We start from the raw sequence: 24,669 nt of genomic DNA, 5'->3' as shown, positions 1-24,669 counted from the left end.
GTGCTTTTTGCCTCGCAGGAAGAAGTGAAGCCACCGACCATTCTAGCTGCTGAAGCTAGATTAAATAAAAAGCGTAAGCAGCTCCTTCAGAAAGGTTAAAATGGTCGATCTTTCTAACTATCGGAGCTGGAACTAAATTAAATAAGAAGCGAAGACAAATTTTCTTGTCTTCGCTTCTTGTATTTGTGTTCCAACGTATTGATTAAAACTAGATAAAAGGGTTACAATAGTGAATATTACCCTACTTGAACTTATTGCCTTTCATTATTAATTATTTGCCTTCCGTATTTTTTCCCTTTACCCATGAAAAAAGAGAATAACGTTAAAGTGTGGTGTCTGAATGAATTTGTCAATTGCAGCATTAGAAAACATGAAATTAAAAGAGTTATACGAGCTTGCGAAAGAATTTAAGATTTCGTATTATAGCAAGTTAACGAAAAAAGAGCTGATTTTTTCTATTTTGAAAGCTCGAGCAGAAAAAGAAGGTTTCTTTTTCATGGAAGGCGTATTAGAAATTATTCAATCAGAAGGATTTGGATTCCTACGTCCTATCAACTATTCTCCAAGCTCAGAAGATATTTATATCTCAGCTTCGCAAATTCGTCGTTTCGATTTACGTAATGGAGATAAGGTTTCTGGTAAAGTACGACCTCCGAAAGAAAATGAACGCTATTTTGGGTTATTACAAGTTGAAGCTGTAAACGGAGATGATCCAGATTCAGCAAAAGAGCGTGTGCATTTCCCTGCATTAACACCATTATACCCAGATCGCCAAATGAAATTGGAAACGGAACCGAAAAAGTTACCGACACGCATCATGGATTTAATCGCACCAGTTGGATTTGGACAACGTGGTTTAATTGTTGCGCCTCCAAAGGCTGGTAAAACAAGTCTATTAAAAGAAATCGCGCACAGTGTTACAACAAATCATCCGGAAGCAGAACTAATTGTACTTTTAATTGATGAGCGTCCAGAGGAAGTAACAGACATTGAACGTTCTGTTAAAGGAGATGTTGTAAGTTCTACTTTTGATGAAGTACCAGAAAATCATATTAAAGTAGCTGAGCTTGTGTTAGAACGTGCGATGCGTCTTGTAGAGCACAAGAAAGATGTTATCATTTTAATGGATAGTATTACCCGTTTAGCTCGAGCTTACAACCTCGTTATTCCACCAAGTGGTAGAACATTATCAGGTGGTATCGATCCAGCTGCCTTCCATAGACCGAAGCGTTTCTTTGGAGCTGCACGTAATATTGAAGAAGGCGGTAGCTTAACAATTTTAGCAACAGCCCTTGTTGATACAGGATCACGTATGGACGATGTTATTTACGAGGAATTTAAAGGAACTGGAAATATGGAACTTCACTTAGATCGTTCATTAGCTGAACGTCGTATCTTCCCAGCGATTGATATTCGTCGTTCTGGTACACGTAAAGAAGATCTATTAATTCCAAAAGAACATTTAGACAAGTTATGGGGCATTCGTAAGACAATGCGTGATACACCAGACTTTGTTGAAAGTTTCTTACGTAAGCTTCGTCAAACGAAGACAAATGAAGAGTTTTTACAAAACATTGTTGCAGACTCGAAAAGGTATGTAACAACTAAGTAAAGGGAAAAAATCAGGACTCGCTTATTTTATAGTAAGCGAGTTTTTTATGCTGTTTAGGTGATATTAAAGAGAGAAATAAGTGAAAGAACCTGAGCTAGTCAGAGCTGGATGAGCTCCCTCCAGCGGCTAGAATGGTCGGTGGCTTCGCGTCTTCCTACAAGGTAAAAAGCACCTCTACGTCAGAAGCTCCATCCCCCTCCCATTCTGAACGAGCCGCTTCTGCTTTTAAATTGTATCTAGTTCCGACGGCTAGCTCTTCGTGTCTAAGAACCTCCAACACTAAAGGTAAAAAGCACCTTTTGTGCGAGAGAACCTTAGCCGGTCAGAGCTAAACGAGCCGTCTACACTTTTAATTTCAAAAGACAAAAACAGGTAGTTGCAAAATGAAGTTAGCCTTGTTATAATTTCATCATATGTGTTTCATCAATATAGTTGTGTATGCAGCTGAAGATGAAAAACTCTGTTTCGAAAATGATTCAGGGCGGAAGGAGATGAAAAGAATGAAAGCAGGAATTCACCCAGATTACAAGAAAGTTGTATTCATGGACACAAACACAGGCTTCAAATTCTTAAGCGGATCTACTAAAGGATCTAACGAAACTGTTGAGTGGGAAGATGGTAACACTTATCCATTACTAAAAGTTGAGATCAGTTCTGATTCTCACCCATTCTACACTGGACGTCAGAAGTTTGCTACTGCAGACGGACGCGTTGACCGCTTCAATAAGAAATACGGTCTTAAGTAATAAAAACATAAAACAGGCAAGTGTATGTATTCGCTTGTCTGTTTTTTTTGCGAAAATATTATACCTTTACCCTACTTTTAACTGAAAAGTAGATGAAAGGAGAGCTTCATGTACTTAATAAATCAAAATGGCTGGATTGAAGTAATTTGCGGTAGTATGTTTTCTGGCAAGTCAGAAGAGCTAATCCGCCGTGTGCGCCGTACGCAATTTGCAAAACAACATGCAATTGTATTTAAACCATGTATTGATAATCGATATAGTGAAGAAGATGTTGTATCACATAACGGATTAAAGGTAAAAGCAGTTCCTGTTTCAGCTTCAAAGGATATATTTGAACATATTACAGAAGAGCTGGATGTTATTGCAATCGATGAGGTGCAATTTTTTGATGGGGACATTGTGGAAGTGGTGCAAGTATTGGCAAATCGTGGCTATCGTGTCATTGTAGCTGGTTTAGACCAAGATTTCCGTGGTCTACCATTTGGACAAGTTCCTCAGCTGATGGCGATTGCTGAACATGTGACAAAACTACAAGCAGTATGTTCTGTATGTGGATCTCCAGCAAGTCGTACACAACGATTAATTGATGGAGAACCAGCGGCATTTGATGATCCAATTATTTTAGTTGGAGCTTCAGAATCGTATGAACCACGTTGTCGTCATTGTCATGCAGTACCTGCAAACAAAGATAAGTAAAACTCGCTGCGCAAGGCGGGTTTTTTTCAAAATAGAGAGAATGAGCGGTGTGAGCCGCTTACGTTTTTAAATATATCTAGTTCCGGTGGCTAGCTCTTCGCATCTAAGAACCTTCCGCCCGAAAGGTAAAAAGCACCTTTAGGTCGAAAGAACCTTAGTTGGTCAGAGCTGAAAGAGCCACTGCCACTTTTAAATATATTATCTAGCTCCAGCGGCTAGAATCTCCGGCCATTTCGCTCTCTCGCTCGAAGCAAAAAGCGCTTCAAGGTCGAGAGCTCCAATGGCCTGCAATTCTGAGCGAGCCGCTTGCGCTTTTAAATATAATTTGCGTTTTTTTGAGTAAGTACCATATACTATTTGTATTAGATACTAGGATGTAGAGGTGAATGATGTGTTAGATCGTTTGCAAGCTGTAGAAAATCGTTATGAGAAGTTAAATGAATTGTTAAGTGATCCAGCGATTATTAGTGATTCAAATAAGCTTCGTGAATATTCAAAGGAACAGTCTGATATACAGGAAACGGTAGAGGTGTATCGTGAGTATAAGGATGTTCGTGAGCAATTAAAAGATGCGAAAGCAATGTTAGAAGATAAGTTAGACGCAGAAATGCGTGAAATGGTAAAAGAAGAAGTTTCTGAGTTAGAATCACAAGATAAAACATTATCAGAGCGTCTGAAAATTTTACTTGTTCCAAAAGACCCTAATGATGATAAGAACGTTATCGTTGAGGTTCGTGGAGCTGCTGGTGGAGACGAGGCAGCTTTATTTGCTGGTGACTTATACCGTATGTATAGCCGTTACGCTGAGGTACAGGGCTGGAAAACGGAGATTATTGAGGCTAGTTATACAGAGTTAGGTGGATATAAAGAGATTATCTTTATGATTAATGGTAAAGGTGCTTTCGCGAAGCTGAAATTCGAGAATGGTGCTCACCGTGTACAACGTGTTCCTGAAACGGAATCTGGTGGACGTATTCATACATCTACAGCAACTGTAGCTGTATTACCAGAGGCAGAAGAAGTAGAAATTGATATTCATGAGAAAGATGTTCGTGTTGATACATTCGCTTCTAGTGGACCTGGTGGACAGAGCGTTAATACAACGATGTCAGCGGTGCGTTTAACGCATTTACCGACTGGTGTAGTTGTATCTTGTCAGGATGAGAAATCACAGATCAAGAATAAAGAAAAAGCGATGAAAGTATTACGCGCACGTGTTTATGATAAGTTTAGACAAGAAGCGCAAGCTGAGTATGATCAAAACCGTAAACAAGCTGTTGGTACGGGAGATCGTTCAGAGCGTATTCGTACGTATAACTTCCCGCAAAACCGTGTTACAGACCATCGAATCGGTTTAACGATTCAAAAGCTAGATCAAATCTTACAAGGTAAGTTAGATGATTTCATCAATGCCTTAGTGATGGAAGATCAGGCTCAAAAGATGGAGGCAGCTGAGTAATGCGTGTCTATGAAGCCCTGAAATGGGCTTCTTCTTTTTTACAGGAAAATGGACGAGATGAAAATGCGGGAGAAATTGTCCTTTGTCATGTATTAAAGGTGAACAGAACAGGATTACTTATGAATATGCGTGAAGAAATAACTGAGGAACAAGAGAAAAGCTTTACGGAGTTTATCCATAAGCATGTAGAAGGTATTCCTATTCAATATATGATTGGTTATGAAATATTTTATGGACGGTCTTTCTTTGTGAATGAAGAAGTATTAATACCAAGGCCGGAAACAGAAGAGCTTATAGTGGGAGTATTAGAAAGAATCGAGCGCCATTTTGGTGATGAGAAACTACATGTAGCAGATATAGGTACAGGTAGTGGAGCGATTTCTATTACGCTTGCTTTAGAAAATAAAAATCTTCATGTGTATACAGTAGATATTGCACAAGAGTCGATTGAAGTTGCAAAAGAAAATGCAAAAGCTTTAGGTGCAGAAGTAACGTTCTATCACGGTGATTTATTGTCACCATTTCATAAAACGGGTCAAAAGCTAGATGTTGTTGTTTCAAATCCTCCATATATACCGGAAGAGGATTGGCGTGGTCTTTCTCCTGTTGTGAAAGAGCATGAGCCGAAGAGAGCACTTGTTGGTGGTGAAGACGGATTAGATTTCTATCGCCGTTTTATGGAAGAATTGCCGAATGTGTTGCAGAAGAAAGCGATTGTGGCGTTTGAAATTGGAGTAGGACAAGGTGAGGATGTAAAAAGATTGTTACAACAAGCTTTTCCACATGCTCATGTTGAGGTTGTTTTCGATATTAACGGAAAAGATCGTATGGTATTTGCAGAGATGGAGTAAGGTTCACACCTTACTCTATTTTTTTGTGGAAAAATTCATATAGATTTTGAATTTAATAGTTTAGAAAGATGAAAGTCTGTCCACACTGTTTGTAGAAGGGACGGTGGAGGAAATGAAAAAACAAGTTATTGCTTATCTTCTTATACTATTAATTGGTGCACAGTTACTTGTGCAGTTTGGATATATGAAAGCTGATGCGAAAGGGCCTTCAGTTATTCCGAAAGAGGCCGTTCGATTACGAATTTTAGCAAATAGTGATTCAGATAAAGACCAGGCATTAAAGCGTAAAGTGCGTGATGAAGTAAAAGCACAAATTGATGGATGGGTAGCGGATTTAACTTCATTTGAAGAGGCGCGCAAAGTAATTCAAAGTCATATTCCAGAAATCGAGAAAACGGTGGAAAATACGTTAAAAAGAGAAGGAAGTAAAGAATCATTTCAAGTGAAATTTAGTAAGAATGTAAAGTTTCCTACAAAGGTATATGGGAATTTTATTTATCCGGCAGGGGAATATGAAGCAGTCTTAATTACAATTGGGGAAGGTGAAGGGGCAAACTGGTGGTGTGTATTATTTCCACCGATGTGTTTCTTAGATTTTTCAAGTGGTACAGCTGTAAGGAAAGAAGAACATGTTGTGAAGGCTGAATCTCCTGAAGAGGAGCAAGTAAAACAAATAGATAATGAAGAAGTAGTAAATGTAGAAGAGAAAAAAGAGGATGAGGTAAAAGAAACGAAAGTTGTAAAGCGGGAAGCAGTAAAAAAAGTAACAGCTTCTGAAAAGAAAGTAGTGAAAAATGAAACAAAAGTCGAAGAGCAGCCTGTAAGTAAAGAAGAAACAAAAAATGTGGAAAAAGTGGAGAAATCTGTGGAGAAAAAACAAGAAAAGCAAAATGAGTATGTAAAAGTAGAAGAGGAAGAAGAAAAGCCAGAAGTTAAATTGTTTATTGTAGAAGCTTTTACATCTTTATTCTCTAAATAGTACTATTAATAAATCCCTCCTCATATATATAAATGAGGAGGGATTTATTATGAAGAAAGTGTATTTTGCTACGAAAGCAGATGTGGAAAGATTACATTCTTTTTTCGGACAAGCTAATAAAAAAGATGATAAAATAAATGAGTTGTACGCACAATTTATGATTTTGGAAGAGGCGGAAGAAATACGAGCTGTAATTGGTTATGAACAAAGTGGGGAAGATGTACTTATTCGTTCTTGTTTATTCACACCTCATGTGGATAAACAGACTTTCTTATATTTTTTTGAAATGTTTTTGCAGTATATGAAAGAAAAAAGTGTTCAACAATTGTACTTACTAACAAATCATCCACAATCTGTACCGATCTTTCAGTTCTTTGACTTTTTTACTATAGAAAAGGATGAGGTTCCAGAGGGAATTCAACAGCTAGAACATTTTTGTAAAAATATAAAAGAGCAGAATGCAATAATACTAAATTGTCAGCTATTCACAAAGTTATCCACGGATTAATTAGGTTTATCCACATTTTGTGGATAAACCTTGTTTGTCTTTTGGATAAATCTCATAGTAAACTAAAAATAGACAAGTATTTAAGGCTAGAAAAGGACGTGGAAAAAAATGCATACAAATATGTGGGTTGTGGATAATGTTGTGGAAAGAAAAAAATATTATCCACAGTTACAAGAAGCAGCAAAATTATTAAGAGAAAATGAGGCGGTTGCTTTCCCTACGGAAACAGTATATGGGTTAGGGGCAAACGCGATGGATGATGAAGCAATCGCGAAAATTTTCGAAGCGAAAGGAAGACCGAGTGATAATCCACTCATTGTCCACATAGGTACAAAATCTCAGTTAGATGGGATTGTGAAAGAAATTCCACCAGTTGCAGAGAAGTTAATGGCGCATTTTTGGCCAGGACCATTAACAATTATTTTGCCGAGAAAAGAAGGAATTTCAGAGAAGGTGACGGCAGGACTTAATACGGTTGGAGTAAGAATGCCTGATCATCCAATTGCACTTGCTCTTATTGAAGAGGCGAATGTACCTGTTGCGGCACCAAGTGCGAATCGTTCAGGGCGTCCAAGTCCAACATTAGCTTCTCACGTATATGAAGATTTGAATGGGAAGATTGCAGGTATTGTTGATGGTGGTGCAACTGGAGTAGGCGTTGAATCAACTGTAATTGATTGTACAAGCACGGTTCCAACAATATTACGTCCAGGTGGGATTACGAAAGAACAATTAGAAGCGGTGATAGGTACTGTTTCTTTAGATCCAGCTTTAAAGGATGAGAAGGAAAAACCGAAATCGCCTGGAATGAAATACACACATTATGCGCCGAAAGCACCACTTAGTATTGTCGAGGGCTCACGTGAGTTTATTCAGCATCTTGTGGATGAGAAAAAGAAAGAAGGATTTAAAGTAGGCGTATTAACGACAGAAGAGTATCAGCATGTATATAGTGCAGATGTTATATTATCTTGTGGTGTTAGAAGTGACTTAGCTAGCGTTGCGACTAAATTATATGATGTACTTAGAACATTTGATGCAAGTGAAGTGGATGTTATTTTTAGTGAGTCATTCCCTAATGAAGGAATAGGGAATGCAATTATGAATCGTTTAACAAAAGCGGCAGGACATCATATTATTATTGAATGATAAGGTAAGATTAGCAAACAGAATATTTCTCCTTGGATAAGCATATTGTGAAGTAGCACGTCCAAGGAGGGGCATGAATGACGTTTGAACAGCTAATACCTTTAATAATTATGGCATTCGCCTTAGGGATGGATGCGTTCTCGGTGAGTCTTGGTATGGGGATGATGCCCCTAAAGTTAAGACAAATCCTGTATATTGGTATGACGATAGGGATATTTCATATTATTATGCCGTTTATAGGAATGGTACTAGGTCGTTTTTTATCAGAGAAATATGGAGATATCGCACATTTTGCGGGTGCTATTTTATTAATCGGACTAGGGTTTTATATCGTATATTCGACCATTTTACAAAATGAAGAGACTAGAACTGCTCCTATTGGAATTAGTTTATTCGTATTTGCATTTGGCGTCAGTATAGATAGTTTCTCAGTAGGGCTTAGTCTTGGTATTTATGGGGCACAGACAATTATTACGATTTTACTTTTTGGATTTGTTAGCATGTTATTAGCGTGGATTGGTTTATTAATTGGGAGACATGCGAAAGATATGCTCGGTACATACGGTGAGATAGTAGGTGGTATCATTTTGGTTGGGTTTGGATTATATATCCTTTTTCCTATATAATTTTATGTAGGAGGGAATTATGAACAAGCTATTGGAATGGTATGTTAAATTTTTAACCTTCTTTCCTCGATGGCTAAGAAGACTTATAATTTGGGGTATTATTTTGCAAATTTCGATGTTAGGTTGGATTAAGTTAATTCGTGAATGGTGAGATAGTTCCTTTCTGTGAATATTTTGTTTGTACTATATTTATTACGCTAAAAATTACAGATATAGAAAGGATGAGATGAATGACGAGATTGAAGCAAGTTTTTGGTATTATTATTAGTTTTTTTGTTTTTTGGTTTAGTATGCTCGGTGTACAAATGTTTGCTGAGTTTTTAGATATTGAGTCATTGAAATTTGTTGCGGGAAAGACTGAGGCGGCGCGTGCCTTTTACTCTCCGTACCCGTTTTTAATTGTTTTTCTTATTACATTGCTTTCCCTATACTTCTTCGTAATTAAGCTAGGGAAGCCGAAAAAAGAGAAAATGCCTACTTTAGAGGAAAAGAAGGAAGAATTACAATGATAAAATCCCCTGCTAAAAAGCAGGGGATTTTATATTTGAGTGATGGGAGGAATCTAGCTGCCTCCGCTTTTAGATGTTATCCAGCTCCAGCTGCTAGAATGGTCGGTGGCTTCGCGTCTTCCTGTGAGGCAAAAAGCGCCTCTACGTCAGAAGCTCCATCCTCCTCCCATTCTGAACGAGCCGCTTCCGCTTTTAGATATTATCCAGTTCCAGTGGCCAGCTCTTCGCATCTAAGAACCTCCCGCACGAAAGGTAAAAAGCACCTTTTGTGCGAGAGAACCTTAGCTGGTCAGAGCTAAACGGGCCACTTCCACTTTTAAACTGGCCTAACCAATTCAAATTGTTCTCCTAATTTTGCATAGTTGTGTCCTGCTAGGCGGCTTATTGGTTTGAGTCCTTCTGCGTGAATGCGCCCTTTTTCATATAGATGTTCGGCAACGTGGAAACGAACGACGCGTCCAATTAGTAGATCACAAGCTGGGGAGTCTTCCGTTCCGCCAAGTGGAATTGCACGTTCTAATACGCATTCCATTCGAATATTTGCTTCTTTTACACCTGGAACAGAGATGACTTCACTTTCGATTGGTGTTAATTTTGCTAGTTCAATTTCACTTTCATTTGGCGGGAGGTTAGCTGCTGTTTCGTTAATTGCTGCTACATATGATTCGTCAGAAATATGTACGACAAATTCTCCTTTTTCAATTGCGTTTCGGGAAGTGTCCTTTCTTTCTCCTGCTTTTCGTTGTACAGATACTGAGATAAGTGGTGGATTAGCAGCGACAATATTGAAATAACTATATGGTGCTCCGTTTAGTACACCTTCTTTTGTTACAGAAGTAACGAATGCGACAGGACGAGGGATGATACTTCCGGTAAGTAATTTGTAATTATCTTTTTCAGTTTGTTCATTTGGATTAATGGATAACATGCTTGTAATCCCCTTTCTAAATATGAATACTTATTGTTTGTTTACAAGATAACGATGAGAAAATCCTGCTGGAAATAATATTTTGTTTCATAAAAAGAACTTACTTCAATTGTAATGAAGTAAGTTCTTTTTCAAGAATCTCAAATTTGAGATAAAAATTAAAGTAAAACGTATGCCCCAGGCCCGATTAAAGCTACACCAACAGCGACAGCGATTAACATTAAGTTATATTCATATCCGTTTTGTGTTACCCAGTAACCATTTTTTCCGTGAACAGTGAAGATAGCCATTAACATTGTTCCAACGATAAATAATGAACCAACTACAATGAAAATACCTGATGCGAATAAGAAACCACCTAGTAATTCAGTTGCGCCAGCCATAAATGCCATAAATACACCAGGACGTAAACCGATTGACTCCATCCAGCCACCTGTTCCTTTTAAACCGTAACCGCCGAACCAACCAAATAATTTTTGAGCGCCATGACCCATGAATGTAATTCCTATAATAAGACGAATAATAAGTAGACCGAAATCCATCATTTTAAAAACCTCCTAAAAGTTATTAACTTACCTTACGTAAGTAATAATAAAATAGTTACTTACTATAGTCAAGTGGATTTTTAAAAAAGTTTGAATTAAATTTTACAAATTAACAACAAAAAATAAAATGTAGTAAAGACCTCTAGACAAGTTGAGCAAAAAAAGAGAAAATATAAATAGAAGTTAACTTCTAATTGTTATTCAGACAATCAGAATTGACTGGAATTTTGTGAAGCGCTACAATAAGAGTCTATTAGTAATGACATAATTTATTTCGAAAGCGTTTTTACAGTATAATATTCGAAGTATGAAGTCTTACATGTATCCCGAGTTTTACTAGGGATTGCCCTATAAACTTTTAGGTAAATTATAAGGAGGACTATCCTATGTTTAAAAAATTATTCGGTCTTGGTTCAAAAACAAATGAAGAAACAATCGTAGCTCCATTAACTGGAGCAGTGAAAAATATTGAAGAAGTACCAGATCCAGTATTTGCTGGTCGTATGATGGGTGACGGTGTTGCAATTGATCCTACTGAAGGTGTAGTTGTATCTCCAGTTGATGGTGAAATCGTACAATTATTCCACACAAAACATGCTATCGGAATTAAAGCGAAAAACGGTACAGAAATTTTAATCCACGTTGGATTAGAAACTGTAAAAATGGAAGGTGAAGGTTTCGAAGCTCACGTTTCTGAAGGCCAAGCTGTAAAAGCTGGAGATAAATTAATCTCATTCGACTTAGAATTAATCCGTGAAAAAGCGAAAAGCACAATTACTCCAATTGTTATTACAAACACAGATGCAGCTGAGTCTATTAAGACAACTGTAGGCGTAGCAGCTACAAAAGGTTCAACAGAAGTAATGAAAGTTACAATGAAATAATTGCAATATAAGAGGAATCCGTTTCGTATGAAATGGATTCCTTATTTTTGTTGCGTGTTCAGTATGTATGTTAAAATACTCTAGGCACTTGGAAATAGGGTTTCACATATATGTGGATAAGGCGCATTTTTCTTAGAAAAAATATAAGAGAAATGCGCCTTTTGTATATTCACATTTCTTTTGTTCTATTCTAATGTAAGTTATGATGAATGATAAGAAATTGAATATAGGGGTGGGTTTGAATGAAACGAGTGTTATTTGTTTGTACTGGCAATACATGTCGTAGTCCAATGGCTGAGGCGTTGCTTCGTCATCACGGAGGAGATAAGTTTGAAGTGCAATCTGCTGGTGTTTTCGCCTATCCTGGGAGCGATGCATCGGTACATGCGAAGGAAGCTTTAGCTGAAAAAGGAATTTCAATTGATCATGCGGCGCAGCAAGTAAATGAAACTTTGCTTGATTGGGCTGATATTGTCGTAACGATGACAGAAAACCATAAGCAAATTGTACTTGGGCATTATCCGAGCGTTGAAAAGAAATTAAATACGTTATATGGATTAACTGAAGGTATAGGCAAGGACATTTCAGATCCATTTGGAGGCTCGCTTTCTATTTATAAAGAAACGTTAGATGAGATGGAAAAACTTGTACAAACTTTACTGAAAAAACATTCAGTAGGTTGATGTTTCGTGTATAATACGATATTGGAGATCACTTCTTCCTATATGAGGTAGCGAGTGTGAAATGAAGATAATTGATTGAAACTTTGGAGGGGTAAAAATGAAAGTAGTAATAGCATCTGATCACGGCGGTATGAATATCCGCAAAGAACTTGTAAGTTTATTAGAAGAGTTAAATATTGAATATATTGATTTAGGTTGTGAATGTGAAGCTGGTTCTGTTGATTACCCTGACTTTGCGTTTCCAGCAGCTGAAATGGTAGCGAATGGTGAAGTAGATCGTGGTATTTTAGTTTGTGGGACAGGCATTGGTATGTCAATCGCAGCAAACAAAGTAAATGGTATCCGTTGTGCGTTAGTTCATGATACTTTCAGCGCGAAAGCGACGAGAGAGCATAATGACACTAACATGCTAGCAATGGGCGAGCGTGTAATTGGTGCTGGTCTAGCACGTGATATCGCGAAAATTTGGTTAACAACTGATTATGAAGGTGGTCGTCACGAAAACCGCGTAGGAAAAATTAAAACATACGAAACAAAGTAATAGATTCTAACTATCAGTAGTGTGAAATATAATTTGGTGAACCAACCTGTGAAAGGAAGAGGCGTAATGACAGAAATCGTAAAGGTAAGAGAACAGCTACAAATGTCGCTTTCTGATTTCCAAGAACAAGCTTCATTACAAAGCGGTCAAGTTTTTGTAGTGGGTTGTAGCACGAGCGAAGTGCTAGGCGAAAGAATTGGAACATCAGGAACGATGGAAGTAGCAGAGGCGATTTTCTCTGAGTTAAAACAATTTCAAGAGCAAACAGGTATTGAATTAGCGTTTCAATGTTGTGAGCATTTAAACCGTGCTTTAGTGGTTGAGAGAGAAGTAGCGATAAAATATCAATTTGAAATTGTAACAGTTACGCCTGTTAGATCAGCAGGTGGTGCATTGGGGACATACGCGTATGACAATTTGAAAGATCCGGTAGTAGTTGAGTTTATTAAAGCTGATGCAGGAATGGATATTGGTGATACATTTATCGGTATGCATTTAAAGCATGTAGCTGTTCCGGTTCGTACAAGTGTGAAGGAAATTGGAAGTGCGCATGTAACGATGGCCAAAACACGTGGAAAACTAATTGGTGGAGCACGTGCTGTCTATGCGGCAGTGGAAGAGACTACCACTTGCCGTTAAATATGAGAAATTAGAAAGTCATATAGTACCTGTTTATCATAAGATAAAAGGTATGTTGTCTGACTTTATAATAGAAGAAAGAAAAGACCGATTTTCGGTCTTTTTTTTCTTTTATGATATAGAAAGTCATGTTAGAATGTAGTTGAAAACATGAAGGTTCGAAAGAATTACAACCTGAATTTTCGTTTTTTCTGAATAAATAAGAAAAAACTGTTGGGAATCGATGTAATTCGTTCAGAAAAGGGGGATTTTGGTGGATCATTTAAAACGTCAAGATGAAAAGGTATTTGCTGCAATTGAGGCAGAACTAGGAAGACAGCGTTCAAAGATTGAGTTAATTGCTTCGGAAAACTTCGTAAGTGAAGCAGTAATGGAGGCACAAGGTTCTGTTTTAACGAATAAGTATGCTGAAGGATATCCTGGAAAACGTTACTATGGTGGCTGTGAACACGTAGACGTAGTAGAAGATATCGCACGTGATCGCGTGAAAGAAATTTTCGGCGCAGAGCACGTAAATGTTCAACCACACTCTGGTGCACAAGCGAACATGGCAGTATACTTCACGATTTTAGAGCAAGGCGATACAGTACTTGGTATGAACTTATCTCATGGTGGTCACTTAACACACGGAAGCCCTGTTAACTTCAGTGGAGTACAATATAATTTCGTAGAATATGGCGTGGATGCTGACTCTCACCGTATTAATTACGATGATGTATTAGCAAAAGCGAAAGAACATAAACCAAAATTAATCGTTGCAGGTGCAAGTGCATACCCTCGTGTTATCGATTTCAAGCGATTCCGTGAGATTGCAGATGAAGTGGGCGCTTATTTAATGGTTGATATGGCACATATCGCAGGTTTAGTAGCTGCTGGTTTACATCCAAATCCAGTACCACATGCACATTTCGTTACAACGACAACACATAAAACGTTACGTGGTCCGCGTGGTGGTATGATTTTATGTGAAGAGCAATTTGCAAAACAAATTGATAAATCAATCTTCCCTGGTATTCAAGGTGGTCCACTTATGCACGTAATCGCTGCAAAAGCTGTTGCATTTGGTGAAGCACTTCAAGATGATTTCAAAACATATGCACAAAATATCATTAACAATGCGAACCGCTTAGCTGAAGGTCTTCAAAAAGAAGGACTTACACTTGTTTCTGGCGGAACAGACAATCACTTAATCTTGATTGATGTTCGTAACTTAGAAATCACAGGTAAAGTAGCAGAGCACGTATTAGATGAAGTTGGTATTACAGTGAACAAAAATACAATTCCATTTGAAACAGCAAGCCCATTTGTAACAAGTGGTGTACGTATCGGTACAGCAGCTGTAACATCTCGTGGTTTTGGTTTAGAAGAAATGGATGAAATTGCGTCACTTATTGCTTATACATTAAAAAATCATGAAAATGAAGCTGCATTAGAAGAAGCACGTAAGCGTGTAGAAGCGTTAACTAGCAAATTCCCAATGTATCCAAATCTATAATAGATTGAAGAAGACTGCCGAGACTTAATTGTTTTGGCGGTCTTTTTTTTGGACATATATTATTTTTAAAGTATGTATACAAATGATGAATAAATTTTGGCGATATAATGAAGGATACAGCTCCCATAATTGGTAAAGATACTAGATAGATTCATTGTAAAATCATGATTTTGCCAAATTTGCCCTTGAATATTAGTAGCGTTTTCTTTACAATCGTAAATAGTGTAAAAAAGCGTGCAAACGCATGAATATCATCTAAAGGAGAGATTCACATGGGAAAACTGTATGTATTTGATCACCCGTTAATTCAACATAAGATTACATATATTCGCGATAAGAATACAGGTACGAAAGATTTTCGTGAATTAGTGGACGAAGTAGCAAGCTTAATGGCTTTCGAAATTACTCGCGACCTTCCACTTAAGGACATTGAAATTGAAACACCTGTAAGCAAAGCGACAACAAAAGTGATCGCTGGTAAAAAACTTGGTTTAATTCCGATTTTACGTGCAGGTTTAGGAATGGTTGATGGAATTCTGAAATTAATTCCAGCAGCAAAAGTAGGACACGTTGGTTTATACCGTGACCCTAAAACATTGCAACCGGTAGAATACTATGTGAAACTTCCAACGGATGTAGAAGAGCGTGACTTTATCGTACTAGATCCGATGCTAGCAACAGGTGGTTCTGCGGCTGAAGCAATTAACTCTCTGAAAAAGCGCGGTGCGAAACAAATTAAATTAATGTGTATCGTTGCAGCTCCAGAGGGGGTAAAAGTAGTACAAGAAGAACATCCTGATGTTGATATTTATGTAGCAGCATTAGATGAGAAATTAAATGACCACGGATATGTAGTACCAGGTCTTGGTGATGCTGGTGACCGTTTATTCGGAACGAAGTAAGACAACTGACGAGCAGGGAGATTCCCCAGCTCGTCTTTTTTTGTTGTAAGCAAGTAGGGGAGGGGGAGAGGATAAATATACATCGTATATACAACATAAGTTGCATACACCTCACATATAATATAGAAGTCTTACGTCTGAGGAACACTATATTATGGAAGAAAAGCGTTATATCTCGAAAATATAATAGTGACAAACTTGTGAACATTTCCTTCTATTATAAAGAGAAAACTGTTAGAAATTGCATATATGTAACCAGTATTTAGAAGGGGAACGTTTTCATTTTTGGGAGGAAATGCCTAATACTCAAATTTTTAGATTTTTTACGATTTCTCGTTGACACTGTTAATACCCTATTGTATGCTAACAACGGGGATAGATGGTAGGGCTTTCAGTGACAAAATTACATCTATTCCGTGACGAAAATGTAAACTTTTTGTTTTGTATAGGATTTATGCAAAAAAATGAGTTATTATTAACACATCGTGAATGAGGGTTACATATTGGAGGGATGAATCCTTGCAAAAAAACGATCGCAGCCATATAAAAGCTTATGCTTTAATGTCAGGTATTCTCGCTCAGTTAGTCGGTTCTATTCTTGTTGGAATCTTTGGTGGGCAGTGGATTGATAATAAGGTTGGAACGTTTCCGTTGTTTCTTATTATAGGGTTATTACTCGGACTAGGAACAGGGGTATACGCAATGATTCGACTCATTCGACATTACTATTCGGGAGAGCAATGATGATAGACGTACATGGACTTGTCCAAAGACAAAAGAAATATATGTACTACTTGCTTGCGCTTCTAGTGCTAGGATGGGGATTTACCTCTTACAAGGATGTATTTCTTGGACTGATTATCGGTACGATTTTCAGTTTTCTTAGTTTGCGCATCATTGCACGTAGAACAGACAAGCTGCTAGATCGCGTAACAAATGGAGAAAACGTGAAGTTCAAGGCAACAGCGGTAAGTACATATTCAAGATTCGCCACGATTGGGTTATTAATTTTATTTGCAGCCAAATATCAAGAGTTAATCGCGATGTGGGGCCTAGGTGTAGGATTGCTGACAGGATACCTTGTCATGATCATAGATTTTCTTTATTTAGAGTATAAGAGCAGGGAAGAGAGGTGAATTACTAGTGGAACACGGTAAATTAGTTGAATTTCTAGGTTTAACGTTCGATTTGTCATCAGTTATGATGGTTACTGTAGCAGCAGTTATTGTTTTCTTAATCGCTGTTATCGGAACTCGCAGCTTAGCTCTTCGCCCAACCGGGATGCAAAACTTCATGGAATGGGTGTTTGACTTCGTGAAAGGGATTATCAATAGTACGATGGACTGGAAAACAGGTGGACGTTTCTTAACGCTTGGCGTTACGCTTATCATGTTTATCATCGTATCGAACTTCCTTGGTTTACCATTCATGTATTCAGCAACTGAAGCTGGCGAACATATTGCATGGTGGAGATCACCAACGTCTGATCCAGCAGTTACATTAACATTAGCCGTGATGGTAGTTACCCTCACCCATTATTATGGAATTAAGATGAAGGGTACGAAAGAGTACGTAAAAGGTTATTTCCAACCTATGAAATTCTTATTCCCATTAAAGGTTATTGAGGAGTTTGCTAACACATTAACGTTAGGTCTTCGTTTATTTGGTAACATTTATGCAGGTGAGATCTTATTAGGATTACTTGCTAAGTTGGGCGGAGCATCAGTCCTTGGGGCATTAGGTGCGCTTGTACCAATGTTAGCATGGATGGGATTCAGTGTATTCGTTGGATCAATCCAAGCATTTATTTTCGTTATGTTAACGATGGTTTATATGGCTCATAAAGTAAGCCATGACCATTAATATAATTTAAGTAAGAAAAAATTTATTTTTTTATAATACAAAGGAGGACAAATTAAATGAGTTTAGGTGTAATCGCAGCTGCAATTGCAATTGGTTTATCAGCATTAGGTGCAGGTATTGGTAACGGTCTTATCGTATCACGTACAATCGAAGGTGTTGCTCGTCAACCAGAATTAAAAGGCGCACTTCAAACAATTATGTTCATCGGGGTTGCTTTAGTTGAGGCACTTCCAATCATCGGTGTAGTTATTGCATTCATCGTAATGAACAAATAAGGGAGACTCCCCTTACATAGATGGCGAAGAGTGTTTTTCCGAACTTTCTTCGCCATTGCTTTATGAACGAAACGTATGTCTTTTTTTTTCATATGATCAATTTAGATATTTTGAAGGGAGTGAATCCTTGTGCCAACTTTATTATTAGGAGCTTCCATTCCATTTGGAACGATTGCTTATACATTGTTCATTTTCTTACTTCTATTAGTAATGCTACGCAAATTTGCGTGGGGTCCTTTAATGGGAATTATGAAAGAACGTGAAGAGCACGTTGCTAATGAAATCGACGCTGCAGAAAGAAATAATGCTGAAGCGAAGAAATTAGTAGAAGAACAACGTGAGATGTTAAAACAATCGCGTGTTGAAGCACAAGAGTTAATCGAAAGAGCGAAAAAGCAAGCTGTAGATCAAAAGGATGTTATTGTTGCTGCTGCGAAAGAAGAAGCAGAATCAATTAAAGCATCTGCTGTACAAGAAATTCAACGCGAAAAAGAGCAAGCAATTGCTGCTTTACAAGAACAAGTCGCTTCTTTATCTGTTCAAATTGCTTCTAAAGTAATTGAAAAAGAATTAAAAGAAGAAGATCAAGTGAAGTTAATTCGCGATTATATTAAAGAAGTAGGAGAAGCGCGATGAGCAATGGGATTGTAGCAAAACGTTATGCTGTCGCTCTTTTTAAAATTGCAAAAGAAAAACACGTATTAGAAATGTTTGAAGAGGAATTACGCCTTGTACAAAACGTTTATGTAAAGAACGGAGAACTACATAGCTTTTTAACGCAACCGAACATTTCAAAGGAACAAAAGAAAACGTTTCTTGCAAACGTATTCGGATCTGTTTCTGAATCTATTTTAAATACGTTATATATTTTAATTGATAACAAACGCATTGATATCTTACCTGAAATTGCAGATGAATATGTTGTTCTTGCTAATGAAGAACGTAACGTAGCGGATGCAACTGTATATTCTACTCGTCTTCTATCAGAAGAAGAGAAGCTTAACATTGCTGAAGCATTTGCAAAGAGAACGGGAAAAGATGCAATTCGCGTGAAAAATGTTGTAGATGAAGATTTACTAGGCGGAATTAAAGTACGTATTGGAAATCGCATTTATGACGGAAGTTTACAAGGAAAATTAGCACGTATTCAGCGTGAATTAATGAAGAATAGATAGGGGTGAAGCACATGAGCATCAGAGCTGAAGAAATTAGCGCACTGATAAAGCAACAAATCGAGAACTATCAGTCTGAAATCGAAGTTAGTGATGTTGGTACAGTTATCCAAGTTGGTGACGGTATCGCGCGTGCTCATGGTCTTGATAACGTTATGGCTGGTGAACTTGTAGAGTTCTCTAACGGCGTTATGGGACTAGCACAAAACTTAGAGGAAAACAACGTAGGTATTATCATTTTAGGACCTTACACAGAAATCCGTGAAGGTGACGAAGTTCGTCGTACTGGTCGCATCATGCAAGTACCAGTAGGAAAAGAACTAATTGGTCGTGTTGTAAACCCATTAGGTCAACCAGTTGATGGTTTAGGCCCAATCAATACAACAAACACTCGTCCAATCGAAAGTCCAGCACCAGGTGTAATGGATCGTAAATCTGTTCATGAGCCACTTCAAACAGGTATTAAAGCGATCGATGCTCTTGTACCAATTGGCCGTGGTCAACGTGAGTTAATCATTGGTGACCGTCAAACTGGTAAAACAGCAGTTGCACTTGATACAATCATTAACCAAAAAGATGAAGATATGATTTGTATCTACGTAGCAATTGGACAAAAAGAATCAACTGTACGTAACGTAGTAGAAACACTACGTAAGCACGGTGCATTAGATTACACAATCGTTGTAACTGCATCTGCTTCTCAACCAGCTCCATTATTATACCTAGCTCCTTACGCTGGTGTAACAATGGGTGAAGAGTTCATGTACAATGGTAAACACGTATTAGTAGTATATGATGACTTATCAAAACAAGCAGCGGCTTACCGTGAGCTGTCATTACTATTACGTCGTCCTCCAGGTCGTGAAGCTTACCCAGGGGATGTATTCTACTTACACTCTCGCTTATTAGAGCGTGCAGCAAAATTAAGTGATGCAAAAGGCGGCGGTTCTTTAACTGCACTACCTTTCATCGAAACACAAGCAGGGGACGTATCAGCATACATCCCAACAAACGTAATTTCTATTACGGATGGACAAATCTTCTTACAATCTGACCTATTCTTCTCTGGCGTACGTCCAGCGATCGATGCGGGTACTTCTGTATCTCGTGTAGGTGGATCTGCTCAGATTAAAGCAATGAGTAAAGTATCAGGTACACTTCGTCTTGACCTTGCATCTTACCGTGAGTTAGAAGCGTTCGCTCAGTTCGGTTCTGACCTTGATAAAGCAACTCAAGCGAAATTAAACCGTGGTGCTCGTACTGTTGAGGTATTAAAACAAGGATTACACAAACCGTTACGTGTAGAGAAACAAGTTATCATTCTTTACGCTTTAACACGTGGATTCCTAGATGATATCCCAGTAGTAGATATCACTCGTTTTGAAGAAGAATTCCATGCTTGGTTAGATTCTAATGCGACTGACTTATTAGAAGAAATCCGCACAACTAAGAAACTTGCGGATGACGACAAATTTGCAGCAGCAATCAATGGATTTAAAAAAGTATTCGTAGCTTCTGAATAATAAAAGCGGAAGCGGCTCATTCAAACCGCTGGAGCTAGATAGTATATATAAAAGGCATCTCGGGCTCTGAGATTGCTAAAGGTCATGTAAAGGAAAAGAGTAGGTGCACCTATTCTTTTCCTTCAATCATGAGCAAGAATATCTTGCAACGTAGATTAGGAAGAGGATTCTTACTAATCGTGCCAACTTCCGGAAAAAAGGTGGTGAAAACCTGTGGCATCTTTACGCGATATAAAAGCGAAGATTAACTCGACAAAGAAAACGAGTCAAATTACGAAAGCGATGGAGATGGTATCTGCATCTAAGTTAAACCGTGCAGAGCAAAATGCTAAATCTTTCGTTCCGTATATGGAAAAGATTCAAGAAGTAGTAGCGAGCATTGCGCAAGGAAGCAAAGGGATTAATCATCCAATGCTAAATGCGCGTCCTGTAAAGCGTACAGGATACATCGTTATTACGTCTGATCGCGGACTAGCAGGTGGTTATAACAGTAACGTATTACGTACAGTAAGTAACGTAATTCGTGAACGTCATAATATGGATTCAAACCAATATTCTATTATTGTGCTTGGACGACTAGGACGTGATTATTTAAAACGTCGCAGCTTTAACATTATTGATGAAGTAGTTGGATTATCTGACCACCCATCATTTACTGATATTAAAGACCTTGCTTCTCGAGCAATTGCGATGTTCGCAGATGGTGCTTATGATGAGCTGTACATTTACTACAACCATTACGTAAGTAAAATTTCACAAGAGGTAACGGAAAATAAAATTTTACCGCTTACTGATGTGGCGTCTGACAAACCGACGACAGCTTATGAATTCGAACCTTCTGAAGAAGAAATTTTAAAAGTACTATTGCCACAATACGCAGAAAGCTTAGTGTACGGTGCATTACTAGACGGTAAAGCAAGTGAGCACGCAGCGCGTATGACAGCAATGAAGAGTGCTACAGACAACGCAATGGAAGTTATCGATTCACTTACACTTTCATTCAACCGTGCGCGTCAGGCAGCGATTACGCAAGAAATTACGGAAATCGTTGGTGGAGCAGCAGCGTTAGAATAGTATTAAAAAGCGGAAGCGGTTCGTTCAGAATGAGAGGGGGATGGAGCCTTTTGACGTAGAGGCGATTTGTGCCTCGTAGGAAAAAGCGAAGCCACCGAACATTCTAACCGCTGGAGCTGGATTCAATAAAAAGCGGAAGCGGCTCTTTCAGGAGAGTCGCGTAAGCTAAACTAATAAAAAATTAAAAGCTAACTTCTCTGATAGAGGTAGCTAATTAAAAGAAAGCTAGGAGGGAACCCGATGAATAAAGGGCGCGTTACGCAAATCATGGGTCCGGTTGTAGACGTTAAGTTTGATGGCGGAAAGCTACCAGAAATCTACAATGCCCTTACGGTAAAACAAAGCAACGAAAACGGAAGCATGAACTTAACATTTGAAGTTGCACTTCATTTAGGTGATGATACAGTTCGTACAGTTGCGATGTCTTCCACAGATGGACTTGTTCGTGGCACAGAAGTAGAAGATACTGGTAAAGCAATCTCTGTACCAGTTGGTGATGCAACACTTGGACGTGTATTCAACGTATTAGGTGATGCAATTGACTTAGATGGTGAACTTCCTGCGGATGTACACCGTGATCCAATTCACCGTCAAGCACCTGCATTCGAAGAATTATCTACTAAAGTAGAAATTCTTGAAACTGGTATTAAAGTAGTAGACTTACTTGCTCCTTACATTAAGGGTGGTAAGATCGGCCTATTCGGTGGTGCCGGCGTAGGTAAAACAGTATTAATTCAGGAATTAATCAATAACATCGCACAAGAGCACGGTGGTATCTCTGTATTCGCTGGTGTAGGTGAGCGTACTCGTGAGGGTAATGACTTATACCACGAAATGAGCGATTCTGGCGTAATCAAGAAAACTGCGATGGTATTCGGACAAATGAACGAGCCACCTGGAGCACGTCAACGTGTTGCATTAACAGGTTTAACAATGGCTGAGCATTTCCGTGATGAGCAAGGACAAGACGTACTTCTGTTCATCGATAACATCTTCCGTTTCACGCAAGCGGGTTCTGAAGTATCTGCCCTTCTTGGTCGTATGCCATCTGCGGTAGGTTACCAACCAACACTTGCAACAGAAATGGGTCAATTACAAGAGCGTATTACATCTACAAATAAAGGGTCTATCACGTCTATCCAAGCGGTATATGTACCAGCCGATGACTATACTGACCCAGCACCAGCTACAACGTTCGCTCACTTAGATGCAACAACAAACTTAGAGCGTCGTTTAACGCAAATGGGTATTTACCCAGCCGTAGATCCATTAGCATCTACATCTCGTGCACTTTCTCCAGAAATCGTAGGAGAAGAGCATTATGAAGTAGCTCGTCAAGTACAGCAAACTTTACAACGTTATAAAGAGCTTCAAGATATCATCGCTATCTTAGGTATGGATGAGTTATCTGAAGAAGATAAGTTAGTTGTACATCGTGCTCGTCGTATTCAATTCTTCTTATCTCAAAACTTCCACGTAGCTGAGCAGTTTACAGGTCAAAAAGGTTCTTACGTACCTGTAAAGAATACAGTTAGTGGTTTCAAAGAAATTCTAGAAGGAAAATATGATGACCTTCCAGAAGATGCATTCCGCTTAGTAGGTGGCATTGAAGAAGTTATTGAAAACGCGAAGAAAATGATGGCGTAAGGCCTTAGGAGGGACGAAGTATGAAGACATTTCCAGTCAGTATTGTAACTCCTGATGGACCGGTTTACGAAAAAGAAGTAGAAATGGTAAGTGTAAAAGCAGAGAGTGGGGAAATGGGGATCTTACCAGGTCACATTCCAACTGTTGCACCATTAAAAATTAGTGCAGTTCGTCTGAAAAATGGTGGACACACTGATTATGTAGCAGTAAGTGGTGGCTTTATCGAAGTTCGTCCAGATAAAGTGACTGTATTATCATCATCTGCTGAAGAAGCAAACCATATCGATATCCATCGCGCAAATGAAGCGAAGCGTCGCGCTGAGCAACGTCTGCAAGATAAACAAGCACATGTTGACTTTAAACGTGCAGAAATGGCATTACAACGTGCCGTGAACCGTTTGAACGTTTCCGATATGAAGTAAAAAAATCCGTAAGGGCTTTGCCTTTACGGATTTTTTTTTTGTGTATTTTATGGATAATTTTACAAAACTGGTATAATTATATCGATGCTTGTATAAGTAGAAGTGTACAACAATTTATATTTCATAAAGGGGATGGATCAATGATTGGTGAAATGAAGCGAGAAGCATTGTACTCTTTAAAGGGAAAATGGGGACTAGGTGTTGGATCAACAATTTTATATTTTATTTTAAGTTATGTTGTTTCGCTGGCTGCAATGCTTATACTATTAATTCCAGGAATTATTATATTTCTCTCAGTTGTAAGCTTAACTGGATCATTTGAAGAGGAAACGATGTCAATTGGAGCAGGTATTACCTTTGGAATTTTTTATTGCATTATGATAATTTTGAGTAACGCATCGTATGGGATTACGTCATATGGTTATACAAATGTATTTTTACAGATTAGTAAACGAGAAGATGCTAAAGTAGATTACTTATTCGAAGGATTTCGTGGCTTTAAAAGAATGATGAAAACAATGTGGGCAATGCTTGCGATTTTGTTATATACAGGTACATGGATTCCGATGCTGTTAATAGGCTTATTTGCATTGTTAGGTGAAGAAGGGAATACGTCATTTGCAATAGCTTTCTTCGTACTATTAGCAATTTCAATTGTTGGTATGATTGTGATGTATTTTTCTTATGCACTGACGTACTATGTGATGATTGAAAATCCAGAATATAGTGTTTCGCAGGCGATGAAGGAAAGTAAGAATCTTATGAAGGGTCATAAGTTAGATTTGTTTCTTTTATGGCTGAGCTTCATAGGATGGGCTATTTTAGCGCTGCTTACTTTTGGAATAGGATTTCTTTGGCTTAGTCCGTATATGAGTACGACGACAGCACACTTTTATCGCTACATTTCAAAAGGTGAATTTCAATAGGAACATGCTATACTA

At 38.3% G+C, this 24,669-nt stretch carries 31 protein-coding genes; 29 read left to right on the top strand and 2 right to left on the bottom strand.

Features of this window, described 5'->3' with window-relative positions; all coding sequences use genetic code 11:
* Positions 1–340: 340 nt before the first annotated feature.
* From rho to GD442_RS25985, 11 genes are all read left to right on the top strand, one after another.
* On the top strand, positions 341–1,612 hold the full coding sequence (rho, locus tag GD442_RS26030; protein ID WP_001053903.1) for a transcription termination factor Rho: 1,272 nt from the start codon (positions 341–343) through the stop codon (positions 1,610–1,612).
* A 500-nt stretch (positions 1,613–2,112) separates the two neighbouring features.
* The gene (locus GD442_RS26025) at positions 2,113–2,358 is read left to right on the top strand and encodes a type B 50S ribosomal protein L31 (RefSeq protein ID WP_000643433.1); all 246 of its coding nucleotides are present in this window, start codon (positions 2,113–2,115) and stop codon (positions 2,356–2,358) included.
* Between the two features lie 108 nt (positions 2,359–2,466).
* Positions 2,467–3,054: a thymidine kinase gene (locus tag GD442_RS26020; RefSeq protein WP_000280859.1), complete on the top strand. Its 588-nt coding sequence runs from the start codon at positions 2,467–2,469 to the stop codon at positions 3,052–3,054.
* 391 nt (positions 3,055–3,445) lie between these two features.
* Positions 3,446–4,513, top strand: coding sequence for a peptide chain release factor 1 (gene prfA / locus GD442_RS26015; RefSeq protein WP_000887064.1), 1,068 nt, complete (start codon positions 3,446–3,448; stop codon positions 4,511–4,513).
* Complete coding sequence (gene prmC, locus GD442_RS26010; protein ID WP_001267061.1) at positions 4,513–5,364, top strand: peptide chain release factor N(5)-glutamine methyltransferase; 852 nt, start codon at positions 4,513–4,515, stop codon at positions 5,362–5,364. The genes prfA and prmC overlap by 1 nt, the downstream gene beginning before the upstream one ends.
* A 112-nt stretch (positions 5,365–5,476) precedes the next feature.
* The gene (gene spoIIR / locus GD442_RS26005) at positions 5,477–6,343 is read left to right on the top strand and encodes a stage II sporulation protein R (RefSeq protein ID WP_033666656.1); all 867 of its coding nucleotides are present in this window, start codon (positions 5,477–5,479) and stop codon (positions 6,341–6,343) included.
* Positions 6,344–6,392: 49 nt separating this feature from the next.
* Positions 6,393–6,851, top strand: a complete 459-nt coding sequence (locus tag GD442_RS26000; protein ID WP_000758437.1) for a GNAT family N-acetyltransferase — start codon at positions 6,393–6,395, stop codon at positions 6,849–6,851.
* A 108-nt stretch (positions 6,852–6,959) separates the two neighbouring features.
* The gene (locus GD442_RS25995; RefSeq protein ID WP_000557353.1) at positions 6,960–8,000 is read left to right on the top strand and encodes an L-threonylcarbamoyladenylate synthase; all 1,041 of its coding nucleotides are present in this window, start codon (positions 6,960–6,962) and stop codon (positions 7,998–8,000) included.
* A gap of 77 nt (positions 8,001–8,077) precedes the next feature.
* A complete protein-coding gene (locus GD442_RS25990; RefSeq protein ID WP_000142475.1) occupies positions 8,078–8,626 on the top strand; it encodes a manganese efflux pump MntP in 549 nt (182 codons plus the stop codon).
* A 19-nt stretch (positions 8,627–8,645) separates the two neighbouring features.
* Positions 8,646–8,777, top strand: a complete 132-nt coding sequence (locus GD442_RS28315) for a hypothetical protein (RefSeq protein WP_001037634.1) — start codon at positions 8,646–8,648, stop codon at positions 8,775–8,777.
* A 79-nt stretch (positions 8,778–8,856) separates the two neighbouring features.
* Complete coding sequence (locus GD442_RS25985; protein ID WP_000197472.1) at positions 8,857–9,135, top strand: DUF3935 domain-containing protein; 279 nt, start codon at positions 8,857–8,859, stop codon at positions 9,133–9,135.
* Positions 9,136–9,451: 316 nt separating this feature from the next.
* Here GD442_RS25985 and GD442_RS25980 read toward each other — a convergent pair whose 3' ends face one another.
* Together GD442_RS25980 and GD442_RS25975 are read right to left on the bottom strand one after the other, a co-directional pair.
* Positions 9,452–10,063, bottom strand: coding sequence for a flavin reductase family protein (locus GD442_RS25980; protein WP_000949055.1), 612 nt, complete (start codon positions 10,061–10,063; stop codon positions 9,452–9,454).
* Between the two features lie 158 nt (positions 10,064–10,221).
* Positions 10,222–10,608 carry a DoxX family protein gene (locus tag GD442_RS25975; RefSeq protein WP_000968616.1) on the bottom strand — a complete coding sequence of 129 codons (387 nt, stop codon included), beginning with the start codon at positions 10,606–10,608 and terminating at the stop codon, positions 10,222–10,224.
* Between the two features lie 386 nt (positions 10,609–10,994).
* On the opposite strand from GD442_RS25975, the gene GD442_RS25970 reads away from it, so the two are divergent.
* The 18 genes from GD442_RS25970 to GD442_RS25885 all read left to right on the top strand — a co-directional run bounded on the left by GD442_RS25970 (position 10,995) and on the right by GD442_RS25885 (position 24,654).
* Positions 10,995–11,492, top strand: coding sequence for a PTS sugar transporter subunit IIA (locus GD442_RS25970; RefSeq protein ID WP_000473665.1), 498 nt, complete (start codon positions 10,995–10,997; stop codon positions 11,490–11,492).
* A gap of 242 nt (positions 11,493–11,734) precedes the next feature.
* Positions 11,735–12,175 carry a low molecular weight protein arginine phosphatase gene (locus tag GD442_RS25965; RefSeq protein WP_000832373.1) on the top strand — a complete coding sequence of 147 codons (441 nt, stop codon included), beginning with the start codon at positions 11,735–11,737 and terminating at the stop codon, positions 12,173–12,175.
* A gap of 97 nt (positions 12,176–12,272) precedes the next feature.
* Positions 12,273–12,716: a ribose 5-phosphate isomerase B gene (rpiB, locus tag GD442_RS25960; protein WP_000869542.1), complete on the top strand. Its 444-nt coding sequence runs from the start codon at positions 12,273–12,275 to the stop codon at positions 12,714–12,716.
* A 66-nt stretch (positions 12,717–12,782) separates the two neighbouring features.
* Entirely contained in the window at positions 12,783–13,355 is a 573-nt protein-coding gene (locus tag GD442_RS25955; RefSeq protein WP_236582425.1) for a TIGR01440 family protein, read from the top strand.
* Between the two features lie 253 nt (positions 13,356–13,608).
* Positions 13,609–14,850: a serine hydroxymethyltransferase gene (glyA, locus tag GD442_RS25950; RefSeq protein ID WP_000349805.1), complete on the top strand. Its 1,242-nt coding sequence runs from the start codon at positions 13,609–13,611 to the stop codon at positions 14,848–14,850.
* Between the two features lie 272 nt (positions 14,851–15,122).
* Entirely contained in the window at positions 15,123–15,752 is a 630-nt protein-coding gene (gene upp / locus GD442_RS25945; protein WP_000517539.1) for a uracil phosphoribosyltransferase, read from the top strand.
* Positions 15,753–16,131: 379 nt separating this feature from the next.
* A complete protein-coding gene (locus GD442_RS25940) occupies positions 16,132–16,245 on the top strand; it encodes a DUF4024 domain-containing protein (RefSeq protein ID WP_000232962.1) in 114 nt (37 codons plus the stop codon).
* 26 nt (positions 16,246–16,271) lie between these two features.
* Positions 16,272–16,496: an AtpZ/AtpI family protein gene (locus GD442_RS25935; protein WP_001171223.1), complete on the top strand. Its 225-nt coding sequence runs from the start codon at positions 16,272–16,274 to the stop codon at positions 16,494–16,496.
* A complete protein-coding gene (locus tag GD442_RS25930; RefSeq protein WP_000567600.1) occupies positions 16,496–16,888 on the top strand; it encodes an ATP synthase subunit I in 393 nt (130 codons plus the stop codon). The genes GD442_RS25935 and GD442_RS25930 overlap by 1 nt, the downstream gene beginning before the upstream one ends.
* A gap of 7 nt (positions 16,889–16,895) precedes the next feature.
* Positions 16,896–17,615, top strand: coding sequence for a F0F1 ATP synthase subunit A (atpB, locus tag GD442_RS25925; RefSeq protein ID WP_000399871.1), 720 nt, complete (start codon positions 16,896–16,898; stop codon positions 17,613–17,615).
* Positions 17,616–17,671: 56 nt separating this feature from the next.
* Complete coding sequence (gene atpE / locus GD442_RS25920) at positions 17,672–17,890, top strand: F0F1 ATP synthase subunit C (RefSeq protein ID WP_000052064.1); 219 nt, start codon at positions 17,672–17,674, stop codon at positions 17,888–17,890.
* A gap of 129 nt (positions 17,891–18,019) precedes the next feature.
* On the top strand, positions 18,020–18,526 hold the full coding sequence (atpF, locus tag GD442_RS25915; RefSeq protein WP_001142624.1) for a F0F1 ATP synthase subunit B: 507 nt from the start codon (positions 18,020–18,022) through the stop codon (positions 18,524–18,526).
* Entirely contained in the window at positions 18,523–19,065 is a 543-nt protein-coding gene (atpH, locus tag GD442_RS25910; protein ID WP_000064683.1) for a F0F1 ATP synthase subunit delta, read from the top strand. Before atpF ends, atpH begins: the two co-directional genes overlap by 4 nt.
* Positions 19,066–19,076: 11 nt before the next feature.
* Positions 19,077–20,585 carry a F0F1 ATP synthase subunit alpha gene (gene atpA / locus GD442_RS25905; RefSeq protein WP_000027512.1) on the top strand — a complete coding sequence of 503 codons (1,509 nt, stop codon included), beginning with the start codon at positions 19,077–19,079 and terminating at the stop codon, positions 20,583–20,585.
* A gap of 213 nt (positions 20,586–20,798) precedes the next feature.
* Positions 20,799–21,659: a F0F1 ATP synthase subunit gamma gene (gene atpG, locus GD442_RS25900; protein ID WP_000157698.1), complete on the top strand. Its 861-nt coding sequence runs from the start codon at positions 20,799–20,801 to the stop codon at positions 21,657–21,659.
* Positions 21,660–21,899: 240 nt separating this feature from the next.
* The gene (gene atpD / locus GD442_RS25895) at positions 21,900–23,306 is read left to right on the top strand and encodes a F0F1 ATP synthase subunit beta (RefSeq protein WP_001032595.1); all 1,407 of its coding nucleotides are present in this window, start codon (positions 21,900–21,902) and stop codon (positions 23,304–23,306) included.
* Between the two features lie 20 nt (positions 23,307–23,326).
* Complete coding sequence (atpC, locus tag GD442_RS25890; protein WP_000847211.1) at positions 23,327–23,728, top strand: F0F1 ATP synthase subunit epsilon; 402 nt, start codon at positions 23,327–23,329, stop codon at positions 23,726–23,728.
* Between the two features lie 140 nt (positions 23,729–23,868).
* Entirely contained in the window at positions 23,869–24,654 is a 786-nt protein-coding gene (locus GD442_RS25885) for a DUF975 family protein (protein ID WP_000578820.1), read from the top strand.
* Positions 24,655–24,669 lie beyond the last annotated feature (15 nt).

This window comes from Bacillus sp. A260 (assembly GCF_009861435.1).
GTDB classification, from domain to species: domain Bacteria; phylum Bacillota; class Bacilli; order Bacillales; family Bacillaceae_G; genus Bacillus_A; species Bacillus_A cereus.
This window is presented reverse-complemented; position numbering and strand designations above follow the sequence as displayed.

Coding starts and splice junctions, on each gene's coding strand:
- GD442_RS26000 (WP_000758437.1), top strand. CDS start 6,393: ATGAAGAAAGTGTATTTTGCTACGAAAGCAGATGTGGAAAGATTACAT.
- atpE (WP_000052064.1), top strand. CDS start 17,672: ATGAGTTTAGGTGTAATCGCAGCTGCAATTGCAATTGGTTTATCAGCA.
- GD442_RS25975 (WP_000968616.1), bottom strand. CDS start 10,608: ATGATGGATTTCGGTCTACTTATTATTCGTCTTATTATAGGAATTACA.
- atpA (WP_000027512.1), top strand. CDS start 19,077: ATGAGCATCAGAGCTGAAGAAATTAGCGCACTGATAAAGCAACAAATC.
- GD442_RS25985 (WP_000197472.1), top strand. CDS start 8,857: ATGACGAGATTGAAGCAAGTTTTTGGTATTATTATTAGTTTTTTTGTT.
- rpiB (WP_000869542.1), top strand. CDS start 12,273: ATGAAAGTAGTAATAGCATCTGATCACGGCGGTATGAATATCCGCAAA.
- atpH (WP_000064683.1), top strand. CDS start 18,523: ATGAGCAATGGGATTGTAGCAAAACGTTATGCTGTCGCTCTTTTTAAA.
- GD442_RS25990 (WP_000142475.1), top strand. CDS start 8,078: ATGACGTTTGAACAGCTAATACCTTTAATAATTATGGCATTCGCCTTA.
- atpC (WP_000847211.1), top strand. CDS start 23,327: ATGAAGACATTTCCAGTCAGTATTGTAACTCCTGATGGACCGGTTTAC.
- rho (WP_001053903.1), top strand. CDS start 341: ATGAATTTGTCAATTGCAGCATTAGAAAACATGAAATTAAAAGAGTTA.
- GD442_RS25995 (WP_000557353.1), top strand. CDS start 6,960: ATGCATACAAATATGTGGGTTGTGGATAATGTTGTGGAAAGAAAAAAA.
- GD442_RS25940 (WP_000232962.1), top strand. CDS start 16,132: ATGGTAGGGCTTTCAGTGACAAAATTACATCTATTCCGTGACGAAAAT.
- GD442_RS26020 (WP_000280859.1), top strand. CDS start 2,467: ATGTACTTAATAAATCAAAATGGCTGGATTGAAGTAATTTGCGGTAGT.
- GD442_RS25955 (WP_236582425.1), top strand. CDS start 12,783: ATGACAGAAATCGTAAAGGTAAGAGAACAGCTACAAATGTCGCTTTCT.
- GD442_RS25930 (WP_000567600.1), top strand. CDS start 16,496: ATGATAGACGTACATGGACTTGTCCAAAGACAAAAGAAATATATGTAC.
- atpD (WP_001032595.1), top strand. CDS start 21,900: ATGAATAAAGGGCGCGTTACGCAAATCATGGGTCCGGTTGTAGACGTT.
- GD442_RS25970 (WP_000473665.1), top strand. CDS start 10,995: ATGTTTAAAAAATTATTCGGTCTTGGTTCAAAAACAAATGAAGAAACA.
- GD442_RS28315 (WP_001037634.1), top strand. CDS start 8,646: ATGAACAAGCTATTGGAATGGTATGTTAAATTTTTAACCTTCTTTCCT.
- GD442_RS25885 (WP_000578820.1), top strand. CDS start 23,869: ATGATTGGTGAAATGAAGCGAGAAGCATTGTACTCTTTAAAGGGAAAA.
- spoIIR (WP_033666656.1), top strand. CDS start 5,477: ATGAAAAAACAAGTTATTGCTTATCTTCTTATACTATTAATTGGTGCA.
- GD442_RS26025 (WP_000643433.1), top strand. CDS start 2,113: ATGAAAGCAGGAATTCACCCAGATTACAAGAAAGTTGTATTCATGGAC.
- GD442_RS25980 (WP_000949055.1), bottom strand. CDS start 10,063: ATGTTATCCATTAATCCAAATGAACAAACTGAAAAAGATAATTACAAA.
- upp (WP_000517539.1), top strand. CDS start 15,123: ATGGGAAAACTGTATGTATTTGATCACCCGTTAATTCAACATAAGATT.
- GD442_RS25965 (WP_000832373.1), top strand. CDS start 11,735: ATGAAACGAGTGTTATTTGTTTGTACTGGCAATACATGTCGTAGTCCA.
- prmC (WP_001267061.1), top strand. CDS start 4,513: ATGCGTGTCTATGAAGCCCTGAAATGGGCTTCTTCTTTTTTACAGGAA.